Source organism: Guptibacillus sedimenti (assembly GCF_028610665.1).
Classification (GTDB): Bacteria; Bacillota; Bacilli; order Bacillales; family Guptibacillaceae; genus Guptibacillus; species Guptibacillus sedimenti.
The window spans coordinates 98,791-115,194 of record NZ_JAQQWV010000005.1; the positions used below are offsets into that span (position 1 = coordinate 98,791).

The 16,404-nt window shown below is 39.5% G+C and carries 15 protein-coding genes and 1 riboswitch; of the genes, 6 read left to right on the top strand and 9 right to left on the bottom strand.

Annotation, left to right across the window (positions count from 1 at the left end; all coding sequences use genetic code 11):
* From PQ578_RS18415 to PQ578_RS18430, 4 genes are all read left to right on the top strand, one after another.
* Positions 1 to 1,533: an FAD-dependent oxidoreductase gene (locus tag PQ578_RS18415; RefSeq protein WP_273835897.1), complete on the top strand. Its 1,533-nt coding sequence runs from the start codon at positions 1 to 3 to the stop codon at positions 1,531 to 1,533.
* 128 nt (positions 1,534 to 1,661) lie between these two features.
* Positions 1,662 to 2,096 (top strand): MarR family winged helix-turn-helix transcriptional regulator, encoded by a 435-nt coding sequence (locus PQ578_RS18420; RefSeq protein WP_273835898.1) that lies wholly within the window; start codon positions 1,662 to 1,664, stop codon positions 2,094 to 2,096.
* Complete coding sequence (locus PQ578_RS18425) at positions 2,086 to 3,276, top strand: MFS transporter (RefSeq protein ID WP_273835900.1); 1,191 nt, start codon at positions 2,086 to 2,088, stop codon at positions 3,274 to 3,276. Before PQ578_RS18420 ends, PQ578_RS18425 begins: the two co-directional genes overlap by 11 nt.
* A 98-nt stretch (positions 3,277 to 3,374) precedes the next feature.
* Positions 3,375 to 4,688 carry an alanine/glycine:cation symporter family protein gene (locus PQ578_RS18430; protein ID WP_273836027.1) on the top strand — a complete coding sequence of 438 codons (1,314 nt, stop codon included), beginning with the start codon at positions 3,375 to 3,377 and terminating at the stop codon, positions 4,686 to 4,688.
* A gap of 31 nt (positions 4,689 to 4,719) precedes the next feature.
* Here the strand turns inward: PQ578_RS18430 and PQ578_RS18435 are convergent, their stop codons facing one another.
* Positions 4,720 to 5,373 (bottom strand): histidine phosphatase family protein, encoded by a 654-nt coding sequence (locus PQ578_RS18435; RefSeq protein WP_273835902.1) that lies wholly within the window; start codon positions 5,371 to 5,373, stop codon positions 4,720 to 4,722.
* A gap of 123 nt (positions 5,374 to 5,496) precedes the next feature.
* Complete coding sequence (locus PQ578_RS18440) at positions 5,497 to 6,825, bottom strand: CoA-disulfide reductase (protein WP_273835903.1); 1,329 nt, start codon at positions 6,823 to 6,825, stop codon at positions 5,497 to 5,499.
* A 241-nt stretch (positions 6,826 to 7,066) separates the two neighbouring features.
* Between PQ578_RS18440 and PQ578_RS18445 the strand changes: the two genes are divergently transcribed.
* Entirely contained in the window at positions 7,067 to 8,062 is a 996-nt protein-coding gene (locus PQ578_RS18445; protein WP_273835904.1) for an LLM class flavin-dependent oxidoreductase, read from the top strand.
* Between the two features lie 54 nt (positions 8,063 to 8,116).
* Here the strand turns inward: PQ578_RS18445 and PQ578_RS18450 are convergent, their stop codons facing one another.
* The 7 genes from PQ578_RS18450 to PQ578_RS18480 all read right to left on the bottom strand — a co-directional run bounded on the left by PQ578_RS18450 (position 8,117) and on the right by PQ578_RS18480 (position 14,237).
* A complete protein-coding gene (locus tag PQ578_RS18450; protein ID WP_273835905.1) occupies positions 8,117 to 9,196 on the bottom strand; it encodes an AI-2E family transporter in 1,080 nt (359 codons plus the stop codon).
* Positions 9,197 to 9,349: 153 nt separating this feature from the next.
* Positions 9,350 to 9,844, bottom strand: coding sequence for an acyl-CoA thioesterase (locus tag PQ578_RS18455; protein WP_273835906.1), 495 nt, complete (start codon positions 9,842 to 9,844; stop codon positions 9,350 to 9,352).
* A gap of 113 nt (positions 9,845 to 9,957) precedes the next feature.
* Positions 9,958 to 10,141, bottom strand: a riboswitch (cobalamin riboswitch).
* A 143-nt stretch (positions 10,142 to 10,284) separates the two neighbouring features.
* Positions 10,285 to 10,941 carry a DsbA family protein gene (locus PQ578_RS18460; protein ID WP_273835908.1) on the bottom strand — a complete coding sequence of 219 codons (657 nt, stop codon included), beginning with the start codon at positions 10,939 to 10,941 and terminating at the stop codon, positions 10,285 to 10,287.
* A 15-nt stretch (positions 10,942 to 10,956) separates the two neighbouring features.
* On the bottom strand, positions 10,957 to 11,373 hold the full coding sequence (locus PQ578_RS18465; protein ID WP_273835910.1) for a DoxX family protein: 417 nt from the start codon (positions 11,371 to 11,373) through the stop codon (positions 10,957 to 10,959).
* A 109-nt stretch (positions 11,374 to 11,482) separates the two neighbouring features.
* Positions 11,483 to 11,932: a threonine/serine exporter family protein gene (locus PQ578_RS18470; protein ID WP_224883642.1), complete on the bottom strand. Its 450-nt coding sequence runs from the start codon at positions 11,930 to 11,932 to the stop codon at positions 11,483 to 11,485.
* 15 nt (positions 11,933 to 11,947) lie between these two features.
* Positions 11,948 to 12,709: a threonine/serine exporter family protein gene (locus PQ578_RS18475; RefSeq protein WP_273835913.1), complete on the bottom strand. Its 762-nt coding sequence runs from the start codon at positions 12,707 to 12,709 to the stop codon at positions 11,948 to 11,950.
* Positions 12,710 to 12,854: 145 nt separating this feature from the next.
* A complete protein-coding gene (locus PQ578_RS18480) occupies positions 12,855 to 14,237 on the bottom strand; it encodes a tetratricopeptide repeat protein (RefSeq protein ID WP_273835915.1) in 1,383 nt (460 codons plus the stop codon).
* A gap of 728 nt (positions 14,238 to 14,965) precedes the next feature.
* Here PQ578_RS18480 and PQ578_RS18485 point away from each other — a divergent pair.
* Positions 14,966 to 16,384: an alanine/glycine:cation symporter family protein gene (locus PQ578_RS18485; protein ID WP_273835916.1), complete on the top strand. Its 1,419-nt coding sequence runs from the start codon at positions 14,966 to 14,968 to the stop codon at positions 16,382 to 16,384.
* Positions 16,385 to 16,404: the final 20 nt, after the last annotated feature.

Here is a 16,404-nt window from a genome sequence, read left to right on the forward strand (position 1 = left end):
ATGAACGTTAACAGAAAATGGCCAGAAAATCCTGAACCGATCTGGCAAGACGATTTTCAGCTTGAGGCACATCCAAATCTGACTGAATCCATGTCCACTGATGTCGTGGTGGTTGGTGGAGGAATCACTGGTATAACAACCGCCTACCTTCTCTCAAAAGCGGGCAAGAAGGTAGTTCTTCTTGAAGCAGATCAACTCTTAAATGGGACGACTGGACATACGACAGCGAAAATCACTGCTCAGCATGACCTTATTTATGATGAATTATTTAACCACTTCGGAAAGGAGAAAGCGAGAAAATATTACGATGCAAACAACGAAGCGTTTCAGTTTATACGACAAACAATAGATGAGTTATCCATTCAGTGCTCTTTCACAGAGGAAGATTCCTACCTTTATACGACGACAGATAATTACGCGCGTAAACTAACGAATGAAATGAACGCTTACCATAAATTAGGTATTCACAGTGAATTTCAGAATCACCTCCCTATTGATGTTTCAATTAAAGCTGCGATTGTAATGAAAAATCAGGCTCATTTCAACCCGGTAGCTTACCTTTCTCCTCTTGTACAGAAGATTAAAGAGCAGCAGGGTCAGATATTCGAACAAACCGTCGCAGTCGATGTTGAAAAAGGATTAAATCCTATTGTAGTGACAAAGAATGGAGCAAAAATCTCATGTCAAACAGTCATTGCTTGTACGCATTTTCCATTTTATGATGGCAATGCTCTTTATTTCTCTAGGATGTATGCAGAAAGATCCTATGTAATTGCAGCAAAAACGAAACAAGCTTATCCAGGTGGCATGTATTTAAGTGCCGATATGCCAAAGCGTTCCCTTAGAAGCTATCAGATGAATGGTGAAAAGATTGTTTTGTTCGGAGGTGAAAGTCACAAGGCAGGTCAAGGACATCAAGTGACAGATCACTATCAAGCCTTGAAATTTTTTGGTGAAGAAACGTTTGGCTTGTCTGAGATAGTAAATAGATGGTCAGCACAAGACCTCTTTACACTTGATAAACTTCCGTACATAGGTCCGGTCACAAAAAGCGAGCCAAACATCCTGATTGCAACCGGGTTTCATAAGTGGGGAATGACGAACGGCACGGCAGCAGCCTTACTATTCCGAGACTACCTTTTAGATAAAGAAAATCCCTATTTTGATCTGTTCTCTCCATCACGCTTTCATGCAGACCCAAGCATCAAAACATTTCTTGTGCAAAATGCAAATGTGGCTAGTGAATTTATTAAAGGCAAATTATCGTTTACAAAAGAAATTTCAGAACTTGGTAATGATGAAGCTGCGATTGTTCGAGTAAATGGGAAAAAAGCTGGTGCCTATAAAGGTCCTGAAGGAGACCTCCATGTTGTTGATACGACATGTACTCATATGTACTGTGAAGTGAAGTGGAATGACGACGACCGTACATGGGATTGCCCTTGCCATGGATCGAGGTTCACTATTGATGGGGATGTACTTGAAGGTCCTGCGGATCAACCGTTAACAAATCTAAAAGACGATCTTGATTAAAAAAGCCGATTATGGCTTTTTTATTTTTCTTAAGCTCCTTTTCTTTACAATAGGTAAGAATGTCGATAAACTGTACCTTATGTGATTATTTACCCAGGTAAATAAAATGAACTTTCAGTGGAGGAAGTATGATTTCAACGAGCGATATTTTTCACAACTTGCATCAACAAGTTCGCTTTATCACAAAAGAAGTGAACGAATTACTAAAGCAGTATCACCTCTATAGTTCTCAATGGACCATTTTGTACTGCCTTGATCAATTTGGCCCAATGAAACAGACAGACATTTGGAAATATTTAAATGTTGAAGCTCCTACAACGACACGCACGCTTGTGCGGATGGAGAAAAGCAACTGGATTACACGAAAAGAAGGTTCTGATAAACGGGAACGGATTGTTCGTCTCACGCAGGAAGCAGAAGACCTCTTACCTGTCATTAAAGAATCCATTCAAAAATTGGAAGAATCACTTCTCTCGAAATTATCATCTGAAGAGCAAGCCCATTTTTATTATCTTTTAAAACAAATTGGAGCAAAGAAAGGAGAGGGGCCTCATGTCTACTAAACAACCGATTTGGACCAAAAGCTTTTTAAACATCTCCATTAGTAATCTATTTATTTTCATTGTTTTCTATGCGCTTTTAACACTACTTCCAATTTACGTAACAGAAGAAATTGGTGGGAGTGAATCTGAAGCTGGTCTTATCATTACAATCTTCTTATTATCCGCTATTATTGTGCGGCCTTTTTCTGGTAGATTAATTGATCGGTTTGGGAAAAAGAGAATGCTTGTTACAAGCGCAGCTTTATTTGCAGCAGCCTCCTTTTTATACCCATTAGTCGATAACTATGTTGCATTACTTCTCCTTCGCTTCTTTCATGGGGTTTGGTTTAGTATTGTGACAACCGCTGCTGGTGGAATTGCAGCAGACACCATTCCACGTGAACGACGTGGAGAAGGCCTTGGTTACTTTGCTATGTCTATGAATCTAGCAGTTGTTACAGGACCATTTATCGCCCTTACGCTTCTTCAATATGTTTCATATATGACAATTTTCCTTGTCCTTAGTGGGATTATGACGATTGGCGTTCTCTGTACACTCGGGGTGAAAGTAATTGAAAATAGTGAACCCGCACCAAGGCATAAATTAACGTTCAATGATCTTTTTGAGAAAAAATCATTTCCTATTGCAATCGTTGGACTCTTCGTCGCATTCTCATATGCGAGCGTTATTTCATTTATTTCGCTCTATGCGAAATCCATTGGTCTTCTTGAAGCTGCAGGATTCTTTTTCGCCGTATTTGCTGTAGCGATGCTCGTCTCAAGACCTTTCACTGGCAGAATGTTTGACGTAAGAGGACCGAATACGGTCATCTTGCCTGCATTCGTTCTATTTGCGCTCGGTCTTGTTACACTTAGCTTAACAACCGAGTCATGGATGTTACTTCTTGCTGGTGCGTTAATCGGGTTAGGTTATGGCTCAATTGTCCCAAGCTTTCAGACGTTAGCCATACAAGCAGCTCCTGAATCAAGAAGTGCACACGCCACCGCCACGTTTTTCACTTTTTTCGATACGGGAATTGCAACCGGATCGTTTATACTTGGGATTATCGTAACCACTTTAGGATATGCAAATCTTTACATGATGCTCGGCATCTTTGTTATTGGAATTTTGTTCTTTTATCAATGGATCCAAAAACAGAATAAAACAGAAAAACGTCTTCAATCACAAACAAATTACTAAGGAAATGGTTACCATAGTGATTTAATGGGTTGAAGTATAGTGAAAAAGTAAGCTATCATTGGAGAATCTTATTTTTTCATGAGAGCGAGTTGACAACAGTGCAAGCAATAGAAGCAATAAATGAGATTCTGTGGGGACCTATTATGATTTCCCTTCTTCTTGGAACTGGACTATTCTTCACGATACGCCTTGGATTTATCCAGTTTACTGGTTTAAAAGAAGGGTTTCGTCAAACATTTGGCCCCCTTTTCTCGAAAAAGAAACAAAACGGCATTTCATCTTACCAGGCACTCTCAACAGCCATTGCAGCTCAAGTAGGAACAGGAAACTTAGCCGGGGTGGCCACTGCTATTGCAGCAGGTGGACCAGGAGCTATTTTTTGGATGTGGATCTCTTCCTTTCTTGGTATGGCCACGATCTTTGCGGAAGCTGTGCTAGCTCAGAAGTTTCGCGTCAAAGAAAACGGAGTTGTTAAAGGTGGGCCTGCTTACTATATACGCGACGGGCTAGGGAGTAAAAAACTAGCGGCTTTCTTTGCCATAGCCATTATTTGTGCTCTTGGATTTGTCGGGAATATGGTGCAATCCAATTCAATAGCAGAAGCGTTTCAAACCGCCTTTCAAATTCCACCGCTTGTGATCGGTTTCGGCGTTGCGATATTAATTAGTTTAATTCTATTCGGTGGTATCAATCGCATCGCCCGATTTGCAGGAAATGTTGTTCCAATCATGGCGTTACTCTACATCATTGGGGCCCTTATGATTCTTGTCTTACATTTTGATCAAGTACTTCCAGCGTTATCACTTATCGTGGAGTCAGCTTTCACTCCTGAATCTGCTGGAGGCGGAGTGCTTGGTGCTTCTATTAAAGAAGCCATTCGATATGGAGTTGCAAGAGGGCTATTCTCCAACGAAGCAGGTATGGGGTCAACACCTCACGCTCACGCTGTGGCAGAAGTGAAACATCCTGCCCAACAAGGATTTGTGGCCATGGTCGGTGTTCTCATTGATACCGTGATTATTTGTACCGTTACAGCCCTCGTTATTCTCGTAACTGACGGCGCAAGTTCCAATTTAACTGGCATTGAATTAACTCAGGCCAGTTTTACTAGTGGACTAGGAAGCTTTGGTGTTTATTTTATTGCTTTTAGTTTATTGTTCTTTAGCTTTACAACGATTTTAGGATGGGCTTACTTTGGTGAAACAAACGTGAACTATTTATTTGGTAAAAAAAGTGTGCCGTATTATCGTGCCGCTGTGCTTATCTTCATCGTACTTGGGACTGTCTTAAACGTTCCGTTCGTTTGGCAACTTGCCGATACATTTAACGCATTTATGGTATTACCGAACGTCATTGCTCTGATCGCTTTAAGTAGCGTTGTCAAAAAATCATACAAAGAACTTTCTAAATAGAAAAAAGCGGTGCTGCACCGCTTTTTTTTATTCAATCATTTAAATGAGCATTGATATTCAGACTACGTATGAGAATATCATCGCCATCCACATCGAGAACATTGATACCTGTATTATCTTGAAAGATGCGACGATAGTTTGAAAAAGGCATCCCTAATATACCTGCAAGGAAGAAGCGAATGGTGTTGTTATGAGCGACAACGAGTACAGTTTCACCTGGGTGTTTGTCACTAACTTCCTTAAAGAAAGCCGATGCTCTCTCATACATTTCTCGCGCGGTTTCACCAGTCCTGCCAGCCCTTGTTGCCCAGGGATTAGCCATCCAATTATTCCATGAATCAGGATCTTCTTTTATAAATGCTGCTTTGGATCGTCCTTCCCACTCGCCAAAATCTCCTTCATAAATCCGTTCGTCTTTTTGAATCGGTAAATCCCGTTCTCCTAAAATAAGTTCAGCTGTATCACATGCTCGAATCAAAGGGGACGCGTATGCCCGATCAAATGCCACTGAACTAAGAAAGTCGCCTGCATTCTTCGCTTGTGTTACGCCTTCTTTAGAAAGCCCAATATCCGTTCGCCCACAATAGAGGTCTCCTGCTGCGTTCCATTCACTTTCACCATGGCGAATGAGGTAAATCCGCGTATGCTTTTGTTCTACATTTATATCCGTAATTTTATTAGTCAATGTTTCTTCACTCTCTCCTACACATTTTCTATCCTTTATTATGGCTATCGAAAGGTTAGGATGCAAGCATCGCAGAATATAAGAGAAATCCTCTGGCATAGTGTGATGCCAGAGGACAGACAATTATAAAGCCGCCTGGAGACCGGCCTGATTAAGAAAATTCCAAGGTTTATTAAAGTGTGGCTGGAAAAAGAAATCAATGTATCCTAGTTCATCAATTGTCATGGAGTTTTGAATGCACACAGATAGCGTATTAATCGATTGCGTTACATCAGTTTTAGAGATCACCTGCGCACCTAAAATTCTCCTGTTCTCTTCTTCATAGACAACTTTTAACGTAATGACTTCATAATCTGGCATAAATTCAGGACGGTTATTTTCTTTAATTGTGATTGTTTTCACATTCTTCCCCACACGAAGTGCTGCCTTCTCAGTTAGTCCAGTAGAAGCCATACTATAATCAAAAAGATGCAACCCTGATGTTCCTTGAGTACCCATATATCTGATTGTCGGCTCTATAATGTTATGTCCAACGAGCGTCCCCATTCGAACCGCATTTGTAGCTAGAGGAATATAAGCATTTTCGCCAGTTGGATTATAACGAATCGCACAGCTATCGCCCGCAGCAAAAATCGTAGGTTGACTCGTTCTCATATATTCATCCACAATAATGGCACCGTTTGGCATCATATCTACTTGACCTTTAAGTAGATATGTATTTGGACGAAAACCTACTGAAAGGATAACGAGATCTGTTTCATATTCACCTTTAGTTGTTATCACTTTAGAGACGGTCTCTTCACCTTCGAAGCGAGTTACCGTTTCATTAAGAGCAAGCTTTATCCCACGCTCTCTAAAGTCTTCTTCTATAACATTGGTGAATTCTTTATCAAGATACTTACTTAAAATACGGTCTTCTCCATCGATAAGCGTTACTTCTTTTCCATATTTCCGAAAAGCCTCTACTAATTCAACTCCAATATAGCCTGCACCAATTACGGTTACGTGCTTAGCATCTTTCGCTTTTTCAATAATTGTATTGGCTTGGGTGTAATTTTTAGATAAAAGGATATTATGAAGTTGAATTCCTTCAATAGGCGGTACGATTGGCCATGAACCAGTCGCCATCACTAGTTTATCGTAATCATCTTCAAACACTTCGTTTGTATTTATATTTTTAACGTGAATACGGTTATTTTTAGAATCAACTTGCAATACTTCGTGCTTCATTTTCATCGTTACGCCCATCTCTTCTAATTTTTCAGGAGATGAGTAGAATAACTCCTGTGGATTCTTTACAACTCCACCTACATATAGAGCAATTCCACATGATAAGAAGGATACATTATCATTACGCTCATAAACAGTAATACTAGCTTCTGGATAACGTCTTGCTATATTTGTAACTGCCGCTGTTCCAGCATGTGTACATCCAACTACTGCTACTTTCATCAATATTCCTCCTCATTAAATTGTGAATGATTTCACATATAAAACAATGAGTATGTGATGTTTTTCACAATTTCTATATTTTTAGTATATGACATCTTCTCCAAAGTCGCAACCACTTTGCTCACTATTTCACATTTTATTAAAAAAAGAAGTCTTATCACTATACCATCCCTATTTAAAGCGTTAGGATAGAATGAGATTGCTTATACTAACATAGAGAATAGAAGGAGATGCAGGACGATTGATAAACTTAAGTATTCTTGATCAAGCTCCCATTCCCTCAGGAAGTGACTCATATACAACCCTTGAAAATACACGAAACCTTGCTATTTTAGCAGAAGATCTAGGATATAAACGATACTGGTTTGCAGAACACCACAGTACAAAAGGGCTAGCTAGCACAGCTCCTGAGATTATGATGGCACATATCGCAGCCTCAACAAATCGCATTAAAGTAGGTTCTGGAGGTGTCTTACTCCCACAATACAGTCCTTTTAAAGTAGCCGAAAACTTTCGTCAGTTAGAAGCTCTGCACCCCGGTCGAATTGACCTTGGCGTAGGACGTTCTCCTGGAGGTACAGCAAAAACGAGACTCGCTTTAACAGACGGCGTAAATAAAGACTTAAATGAGTTTCCTCGTCAGTTAAAAGAGCTTTCTCACTATTTAACCGATTCTATGCCTAGCGGACATGAATATGCTGGTATCAAAGCAGCACCACAAACGAACACCCCGCCTTCCCTCTGGCTTCTTGGCATGGGAGAAAACAGCGCAAAAAGAGCAGCAGAGTTAGGAATTGGCTATGTTTTTGGCCACTTCATTAAACCCGATCGAGGAGAAAATACGTTAAAAACCTACTATGAATTGTTCAAATCAACCTACTTTAGTTCATCCCCTTCTGCAATCATAGCGCTTTTTGTTGTTTGTGGAGAAACAGATGAACATGCTGAGGAACTTGCTCAAAGCCAGGACCTCTGGCTTTTACGTGTTGAAAAAGGCCTCGATAGTCGTATTCCCTCTCCTGAAGAAGCAAGGAAATATCGATATACAGCTTCCGAAAAGGAAAGGATAGAGACAAACCGAAAGCGAATGATTATTGGTTCTCCGTCTACAGTTAAAAAGAAAATCGATGACTTGGCCGAGCTTTATGAGACAGAAGAATTTATGGTACTGACAAACTTACACGACCCTAAAGAACGGAAAAATTCATATAAACGCCTTGCACACCTTTATTTATAAAGATACCTAAAAGACAAACTCCCCTAATCTTAAACGAATTAGGGGAGTTCATCGCTATTCAGTTAATTCCGCTCGATGCCGTATGCGATAGAATTCATAGAAATTCTTAACAATGACTTTAATAACTGAATAAAGTGGGATAGCAATCAGCATTCCAATGAAGCCATATAAAGCAGCTGCTACAATGAGTAGTAAAATAATCGTTAAAGGATGAATGTTTAACCTTTTGCCAAGTACTACAGGGGCTACCAGGTTTCCTTCTAATTGTTGAACGACTATTGTAATAATAATCACATACAACGCTAAAATAGGTTCTTGAGTTAAAGCCACCACAAGTGCTGGGATAACTCCAATGATAGGTCCAAAGAATGGAACCACAGCTGTGACCATAACAAACAGTCCTAATATTAATGCATAAGGTAGGCCGATAATTAAATAGCCAACATACATTAAGATTCCGTCTACAATCGCTACAATAATTTGCCCAATGATATAAGCAGATAGCGTTTCATCTATCTTATGAAGAATCTTTCGCCCTTCCCCTTGATGTTTATTAGGGATTAACTTCAACAGAAAAGGACTTAATTTGTGATCATCCTTAAGGAAATAAAACAAAACAAAAGGCACAATGACGAGAACTGTGGTGGCACTTGTTAATGCACTCACAACTTGCATGATATGATCACCCAAATTTTGTGTTAAATTCCCTAAAAAACCTGTTGCTTTTTGTTGGAGGTTTTCTACCGAAAACATTCCCATATCCTTATTCTCCATCATCTTTTCTGCATCTTTTGCTGATTCCTTCAACTTCTCAGGTAATTCCTTTGAAAACTCAGATACCTGGCTTTGTATCGGATTTGCTAGAAAAGTAAAACCTGTATAGAGGATACCTGCAATTGCCAAAAACACGACTAATATCGCGGCAAGATCCGACACATAGGGAACTTTCTTCATTAACTTAACAATTGGCTTAATCGCATAGTACAAAAAGCCAGCAATAAGAACGGGGTAGAAAAGTGTACCGATAATTGTTTTTACTGGTTTTACTAAACCTAACTCCGTTAAAAAGAAGAAACAAATTAATAATAGAATTATACCTGTAATATACTTAAAAAAATCATGTTTAATCCACATTGGTCGTCTCCTTTGGTTATTTCGTTGCACTCTAACTCCTATACCACTCAACTATCTTTTCCTAACTTTGTTTTCAAAAAAAGTTTCTTATTCCAAGTAATCAGGATGAGAACGAAAGAAAGGAGAGATGGATAACTCCGCTCTCCCTTTTTGTTATAACATGGTTAAAATTTCTGCTAAGTTCTTACTTGTTACTTTACGTTCCAATCGTTTTTGAGCTCGTTTTTGCGCCAGCACATTAAGTTGCCTCTCCCCTTCTGTTTCTGGTTCAATTCCAGGGACTTGCATCGGCTTTCCTTCAAGCAAAGCAACAAACGAAATAAAGCACGTAGCTGCTACACGATCTGCACCTGTCAATAAATGTTCAGCGGTTACTTTCACAAAAACTTCCATAGAACTTTTTCCTGTCCAAATGACAAATGCTTCATAATGAATCGAATCTTCTTCAGTAATAGGATGCAAAAACTCAACTGTATCCATTGATACCGTGACGCATTCTAGACGAGAATGCCTTGTTGCTGCGATTGATGCTAACATATCCATGTCCGCAAGTAATTTCCCTCCAAATAAGGTTCCGTGACTGTTCAAGTCCGGTGGAAAAATACGACTGCTCTTATAGACTCTTGATTCGCTTACTGTCTTTTTCATATCCTCTCTCCTTTTCCAAACAATAAAAAATGCATCCTCTTTCCACAAGAGCATGCATAACGAATAGGCATCATCTAGCCTTCTCGATACACCCCCCTATCATCCGTAGGTCAATCAGTGCTTTAGAAAAGGCAGGTCTCCTGACTTGAAGCTTCTTAGAACGAATACTCCTTCCCTATCATTGATAAGTGGAATAACGCATCGTTTATACTTCTTACAGTGGCGGGACCGCATTGGATTTACACCAATTTCCCTATTATGTACTGGATTCAGCACACCTTTTCCATATTTATTCAATTGTACTTCTTCATTCTTTACTTCTTTCTTTACAAAGTCAAGACACGTCCTTAATCAAACGTTTGTTTAATCTCTTTTTTATTAATCAAACGTTTGTTTAACAAAAGGTCTAAAAAAAAAGACGCCATTCAGGCGCCTAATAGTCATTCACTCGTAGAGTTCTCAACCATATTATTTAATTCTGATAGGCTGTTTCCCTCGAATCGTTTTTCATCAACCAGTAAGGCAGACGTTGCAGAAACATTTTGCTTGTTTGCATAAGCAAGATCGGCTTCTACTGCTTTTTCACCGGCTCCACCTTTATAGGCAGAAACAACCTTATCTGTTTCTTCCTCGCTCACCAAACCACTAAGAGTTTCGGTTAAAAACGACAAACTTGCTTTGTTTTTATCTACCTGAAGCTGATCATAGACAACGTGGTGAAATTGCCAGAAAACATCGTTTCCAAGCTCTTGGTAAACCACTTCAGCAAACTCAGCTGCTCTAGTTGAATCCTCATCAACAAATGGGTGCTGAACAAAGTAAAATTTAACTTTCCCCGTAGCAATCAGTTTTTCTTGAATCAATGGAAATAAAGAATCATTAAATGATTGACAGGAACGGCATCGATAGTCTCCGAAAGCCACCAATTCTACCGGAGCCGTTTCTTCTCCTAGAAAAGGTTGATTTTCTAATTGAAAACCTTTCGTATCAGCAAATGGCTTAAATCGCATGATAATAACCAAAAGAACAAGCACAATACCTACAACTAAGAAAAACCATCTAGCACTTCGTTTTAACTTCTTTTTAGGTTTAGCCAATCACTCACTTCCTCTTTAATCCTTCGATTCCGACTCCTGGTTAAATGGTAACGACTTGATCAAGTAGTTGGATAGGCTATAAGGTCCGCCTCCACTTAAAAAAAGCGAGACCGACATTGCTAGAAAAGCGATATCTAACTCATAGCCGCCAAGCATACCTGTTGACCTTTTTACTGTAAGAAGAGCGCCGATTAGAATCATAGAAAATAACACGCTAATGAAACGTGTTCCTATACCAAGAATCATTAAAATTCCTCCAGCTATCTCAATAACAGCAACAACATAAGCTAGAAAACCAGCAATCCCAATTGTTTCAAAGAATGCTATCGTGTTTTCAATACCTCCAGAAAACTTTAAAAACCCATGAACAAAAAAAAGCACACCTACGACCAATCGAATTGTTAACAATCCGAGATGGGGATAGGTTTTCATCGTTGATCCTCCCCAGATACTAACATTATTTGACACCGTTCGACAGAGTCATCCGCTTAAACGTTATCATAGGGAATGGCTATGACGCAAAAGGATTACGACCTATTTTTTACTGTTTTTGACGTCTCGTAAGTGTTGAATGACGAATGATCTGGTTAATCACTTCTGAGAATACTAATCCGACTGCAATCGAGCCTGAAATCATAAAAGCTTTTGCTGCGAGGTTAATGGCATTGTTATAGTCATTTTGGACAAAATTCCGCATCGCATCATACGCTAATCCACCAGGAACAAGCGGAATAATTCCCGCTACGCTAAAAATAATAACGGGCGTCCGATACATTTTTGCAAAAAACTGACTAATCACAGCAATAAAGAAAGAAGCGGTCACCGTTGCAACGACTACATCGATTCCTGAAGCTTCCATAACATAATAAATCATCCAACCGCACATGCCGACAAATCCACCCTTTATTAGAGAGGATTTCGGAGCATTAAACAACAAGCCAAAAGCTGCGCTTGCCACAAAGCTCGTTACAATCTGAGCAACAAATGTCATTTCCTTACTTCCTTTCTACAAAAATGATACAACAAGCGCAATACCTGCTCCGATTGCAAAAGCTGTTAAAAATGCTTCTGCGCCTTTTGATAACCCGGATATAAGATGTCCAGCCATCAAATCTCTTACGGCGTTCGTAATTAACAACCCCGGAACAAGTGGCATAACCGAACCAATAATAATTTTATCAAGTTGTTCACCAAGTCCTGTCGAAACAAATAGAACAGCAAGTAAACCAATTACGAACGAAGCAAGAAATTCAGAAAAAAACTTAATGGGTACGAGACGATTAAATAGGGTTACACTATAAAAGCCACCTCCGCCAGCAAGAACTGCAGGCACAAAATCATTCCACTGACCTTCGAACATAATTAAAAAACAACCGCTGGCAACCGCTGCAGCAATGAATTGTTTCGGAAAGGTATAGCGCTCGGTCATCTTATCAAGACGATAAAGCTCATTGTATGCTTCTTGAATCGATAAATCGCCGCTACTTATCCGTCTCGAAATACTATTTACTTTTGTCACCTTATCGAGATCAGTCGTTCGATCTGATATGCGGATTAACTGCGTTTTAGAAGGTTCAGGACCTTCAATTGAAAAAATAATACCAGTTGGTGTTACGTAACTATTCGAATGAGATGCACCGTAAGCGTCCGCTATTCGTGTCATCGTATCTTCTACTCGATACGTCTCTCCACCGTTTTGTAGCATGACCTTTCCTGCCAATAAGCAAACTTGTATAATGTCGTACGCATAACTCGATTGATTTTCCATACTTCGCTCCTGACAACCTTAAAATATCTTAATGACACTTAGTTTATATGAACCTGCTAATATTTATCAAATATTAACGAAGATCCCCTTTCGATTATGTAATACGTTGATTAAAAGAGAAAATAGCGCAAGGCTTAGCCTCGCGCTATTGATGTGAAGTCCTTTGCATCTGTGAATAGATTGACATATACGTATTGGATTCTTCCACCTTACCCATCTCACGGTAAACTTTCGTTAACCATTGTACTGGAGTTGGGTCTGTTGGATGAAGCTCCATCTCCCAATCGAAGCAGGTAATCGCTTCATCATACTGCTTCATTTTATGATAAAGTTTTCCTAGCTGAAATTGCTTATCTGGATCATCCTGAATATCTACCATCGTTTGTACCGTTGATAGTATCGAGAGGTCGTTGTTTTTCTCAATAAAAGGCTTCACCCAACTATAGACGTAGCTTAATCCAAATTCATGGAGCATTCTTGGTATAAGCGCATGAAGCAAACCATCTAGGTAAGGTCGATTTTCTTTATGTCCAAGTAAATTTTGTAGAGAAATGAAATCAATAGCTGCCAAGGAGATGCTTTGATCTTGAAAGGCTTTTAGTAGAAGTTCATATTCACTTTGTAAGATCGCTTGCTTTTCGGATAATAAATGAATCGCTTCGCTTGTTTTATTCAAATACATGAGCGCTTCAAAAGCATTTTTTCTGAGTTGTAAGTGGTGAGGCGCTTCAGTGTACATTAACCAAAGCAGACGAGCTCTCTCAGGTTCAGAGAGTGTGACATGGATAAGGGATTGTGGGTCCAATTCTTCCTCACAAGGAGACTGGAGATAAAGGTGGAGTCGCAATGCGGATAATTCAAACATACGTTTTTCTTTACGAAAGATCGTTTCAAGAGAACTGTGATTGAGCTTCAAATCTTCGTAAGCCTTGATTTCAGCAAACAGGGGATCTGCCTCTACAAGCTCACTGTAATCTCCTTCGTATATATTTCTTATTGTTTGGTATTCTAACTTGCGCGCTAGCTCAAGTGCCCACTTATTTGTTGGATCAAAATGTAGCATTGTTGCTAGAATTTGAAACGCTAAGCGCAATTGCCCGTTCCGTCGGTACTCGTAGAAGTGCTTTCGCATTAACTTGATAATCGTATCGTTTGAGAGAAATGAGTCAAAGTAAGAAAAAATAAAGGCTGTCTCTTGAGGAGTATAATGCTTTTGGACAGATTGAAAGACTTGCTTAGTGGATTTGAGGAGAAGCGTTCGATTAGACAAAAAATGATCAATAAGCGGATGTGAAGCTTGAAGTACGATGCCATTTTGGAAAGCTTTCTCAACGAGAGAATCACTCTTCATTTCGGCTGTTTTTCCTGTAATAAAATCATCTTTATAGAAGAAAAGATAAAATTTACTTCCGTCTACCTTCTCTGCTTCAAGAATTTTCATTCTGTGATGAATCGCAAGGCGTTCAACACGTAATTGGACTTGTCGTTGATTCGAGATGACAGTAACACTTTGAGGTTGCTCGATCATTGAAATCCCTCCCGGGCAGAGCTAAATTTAATACCTTCCACCTTCATTCTACCACTCTGTTGCATAGGAATAAAGCGAACAATCCCTCCCTGCAGAAAGTAAGTCGAACAAATGAATTTAAGAGAGACAGGCTTGCCTCCCTTCTAGCTTCTATAGCTTCCGTATCCAGCTCAATACCAATAGCTTTATTTCGGGTTCGATCGGACTTTTCACCTGATTTTTGTAAATGTTTATAATACTTGAGAATCGATTTGGAAAAGCGTGTCATTTCCTTGAATGTATGTTTAGTTTCTTTGTATTCTCATTTCGATCGACAGGTCTGCTGCCATGAATCATCACATTAGCAGGAGACTTCCCTTCCCTTCCAGAAGGTAATGAAAGAGTAGCAATTTTAACAGCTCCTCCTTAAAATCGATTAGTAAGGAATTCTTTATGATCAGTGTATTTTCATTATACCTAATCCTCACTGTAGTCATTTGAGGTTACATACCAAGTTTTATGATGTTAGATTTTCTAACGTTATGTGTTACTACTTTATCAAAGAGCATGTATAATGGATATTTGTGCGACAGATTCTAACGTATTGTTGTTATTGTCAGAAAATACGTTATTTTTTCCATTATTTTAAAAAAGATTCCTAGCCCGCGTTAGATTCTGAACAAATAAGGGAAGTGTGATAATATCTTCCATTCCTCTTTCCTAAATCTTTTTATAGAAGGGACTTACATATGGATATTCTAAAAGCGATTGTTGATGCTGGTAATGAACTCATCTGGTCAAACATTTTAATTGTTATTCTCATTGGTGTCGGTCTTTATTTCACGATTCGTTCACGATTCGTTCAATTCCGCCTGTTTGGTGAAATGTTTCATGTACTATCAGAAAAAGAAACGATGAAAGGAAGAAAGAACTCTGTCTCGAGTTTACAAGCTTTCTTTATTAGTACGGCATCTCGTGTTGGAACTGGTAATCTTGCCGGCGTTGCTTCTGCGGTTAGTATTGGTGGCCCAGGTGCTGTTTTCTGGATGTGGGTCATTGCTCTACTCGGAGCAGCTAGTGGATTTGTCGAAAGTACGCTTGCTCAAATCTATAAAGTTCGTGATGGAGATGACTTCCGAGGCGGACCTGCTTACTATATGCAGCGCGCATTAAATGCTCGTTGGTTAGGGATCATTTTCGCTGTTTTAATTACGTTCAGTTTTGGACTTGTATTTAACTCTGTTCAATCAAATACGATTGCACTTGCCTTTGAAAATTCTTTTGATGTAAACCGATGGGTATTGGGTGCAATCTTAACCGTGGCAACTGCTATCATTATTTTCGGTGGCGTTCGTAGAATTGCAGTCGTTTCACAGATCATTGTTCCAATAATGGCTGGCATTTACGTCATTGTTGCAGCTTTTGTTTTAATCGTAAACTTTACTGAAATCCCAGCAATGATTGCTCTTATTTTCCAACACGCTTTTGGATTTAAAGAAGTAACTGGAGGAGGAGTTGGAGCTGCAATGCTACTAGGTATTAAACGCGGTCTCTTCTCTAACGAAGCAGGTATGGGGAGTGCTCCAAACGCAGCAGCTACTGCGGACGTGTCTCACCCGGTAAAACAGGGTCTCATTCAGGCGCTTGGTGTGTTTGTTGATACGCTACTAATTGCAACAGCTACAGCTTTTATGATTTTAATGTCAGACGGTTATGTTGACTCAAAACTAGATGGCGTCCAACTGACTCAAGAAGCAATGAACCAGCATTTAGGTAGTGGTGCAGGAATCTTCGTTGCCGTCGCCGTTCTTCTATTCGCCTTTAGTTCCATTATTGGTAACTATTATTATGGTGAGACGAATATCGAATTTATTAAATCTAGTAAAACCGCCCTTCTTATTTACCGACTTGCCGTACTTGCTATGGTCATGTTTGGTGCTAAAGCTGGATTTGGTATCGTGTGGGGCATGGCTGATCTCTCCATGGGACTAATGGCGCTACTTAACTTAATTGTTATCTCAATTATAGGTAAAGTTGCCTTTGTTGCTCTTAAAGATTATCGAGATCAGCGTAAAGCTGGGAAAGATCCTCAGTTCTATGCGGATACGATTAAAGGATTAAAATCAGATATATGGACGAATAAGCCAGTGAAAGACACATCCAACTAAATGACTATTTTTCACCCCAT

What these genes read in the sequence shown, in the direction of transcription:
- PQ578_RS18465 (WP_273835910.1), bottom strand. Translation starts at nt 11,373, where the DNA reads ATGAAAACCTATCCCCATCTCGGATTGTTAACAATTCGATTGGTCGTA.
- PQ578_RS18480 (WP_273835915.1), bottom strand. Translation starts at nt 14,237, where the DNA reads ATGATCGAGCAACCTCAAAGTGTTACTGTCATCTCGAATCAACGACAA.
- PQ578_RS18455 (WP_273835906.1), bottom strand. Translation starts at nt 9,844, where the DNA reads ATGAAAAAGACAGTAAGCGAATCAAGAGTCTATAAGAGCAGTCGTATT.
- PQ578_RS18440 (WP_273835903.1), bottom strand. Translation starts at nt 6,825, where the DNA reads ATGAAAGTAGCAGTAGTTGGATGTACACATGCTGGAACAGCGGCAGTT.
- PQ578_RS18425 (WP_273835900.1), top strand. Translation starts at nt 2,086, where the DNA reads ATGTCTACTAAACAACCGATTTGGACCAAAAGCTTTTTAAACATCTCC.
- PQ578_RS18420 (WP_273835898.1), top strand. Translation starts at nt 1,662, where the DNA reads ATGATTTCAACGAGCGATATTTTTCACAACTTGCATCAACAAGTTCGC.
- PQ578_RS18470 (WP_224883642.1), bottom strand. Translation starts at nt 11,932, where the DNA reads ATGACATTTGTTGCTCAGATTGTAACGAGCTTTGTGGCAAGCGCAGCT.
- PQ578_RS18450 (WP_273835905.1), bottom strand. Translation starts at nt 9,196, where the DNA reads ATGTGGATTAAACATGATTTTTTTAAGTATATTACAGGTATAATTCTA.
- PQ578_RS18485 (WP_273835916.1), top strand. Translation starts at nt 14,966, where the DNA reads ATGGATATTCTAAAAGCGATTGTTGATGCTGGTAATGAACTCATCTGG.
- PQ578_RS18475 (WP_273835913.1), bottom strand. Translation starts at nt 12,709, where the DNA reads ATGGAAAATCAATCGAGTTATGCGTACGACATTATACAAGTTTGCTTA.
- PQ578_RS18415 (WP_273835897.1), top strand. Translation starts at nt 1, where the DNA reads ATGAACGTTAACAGAAAATGGCCAGAAAATCCTGAACCGATCTGGCAA.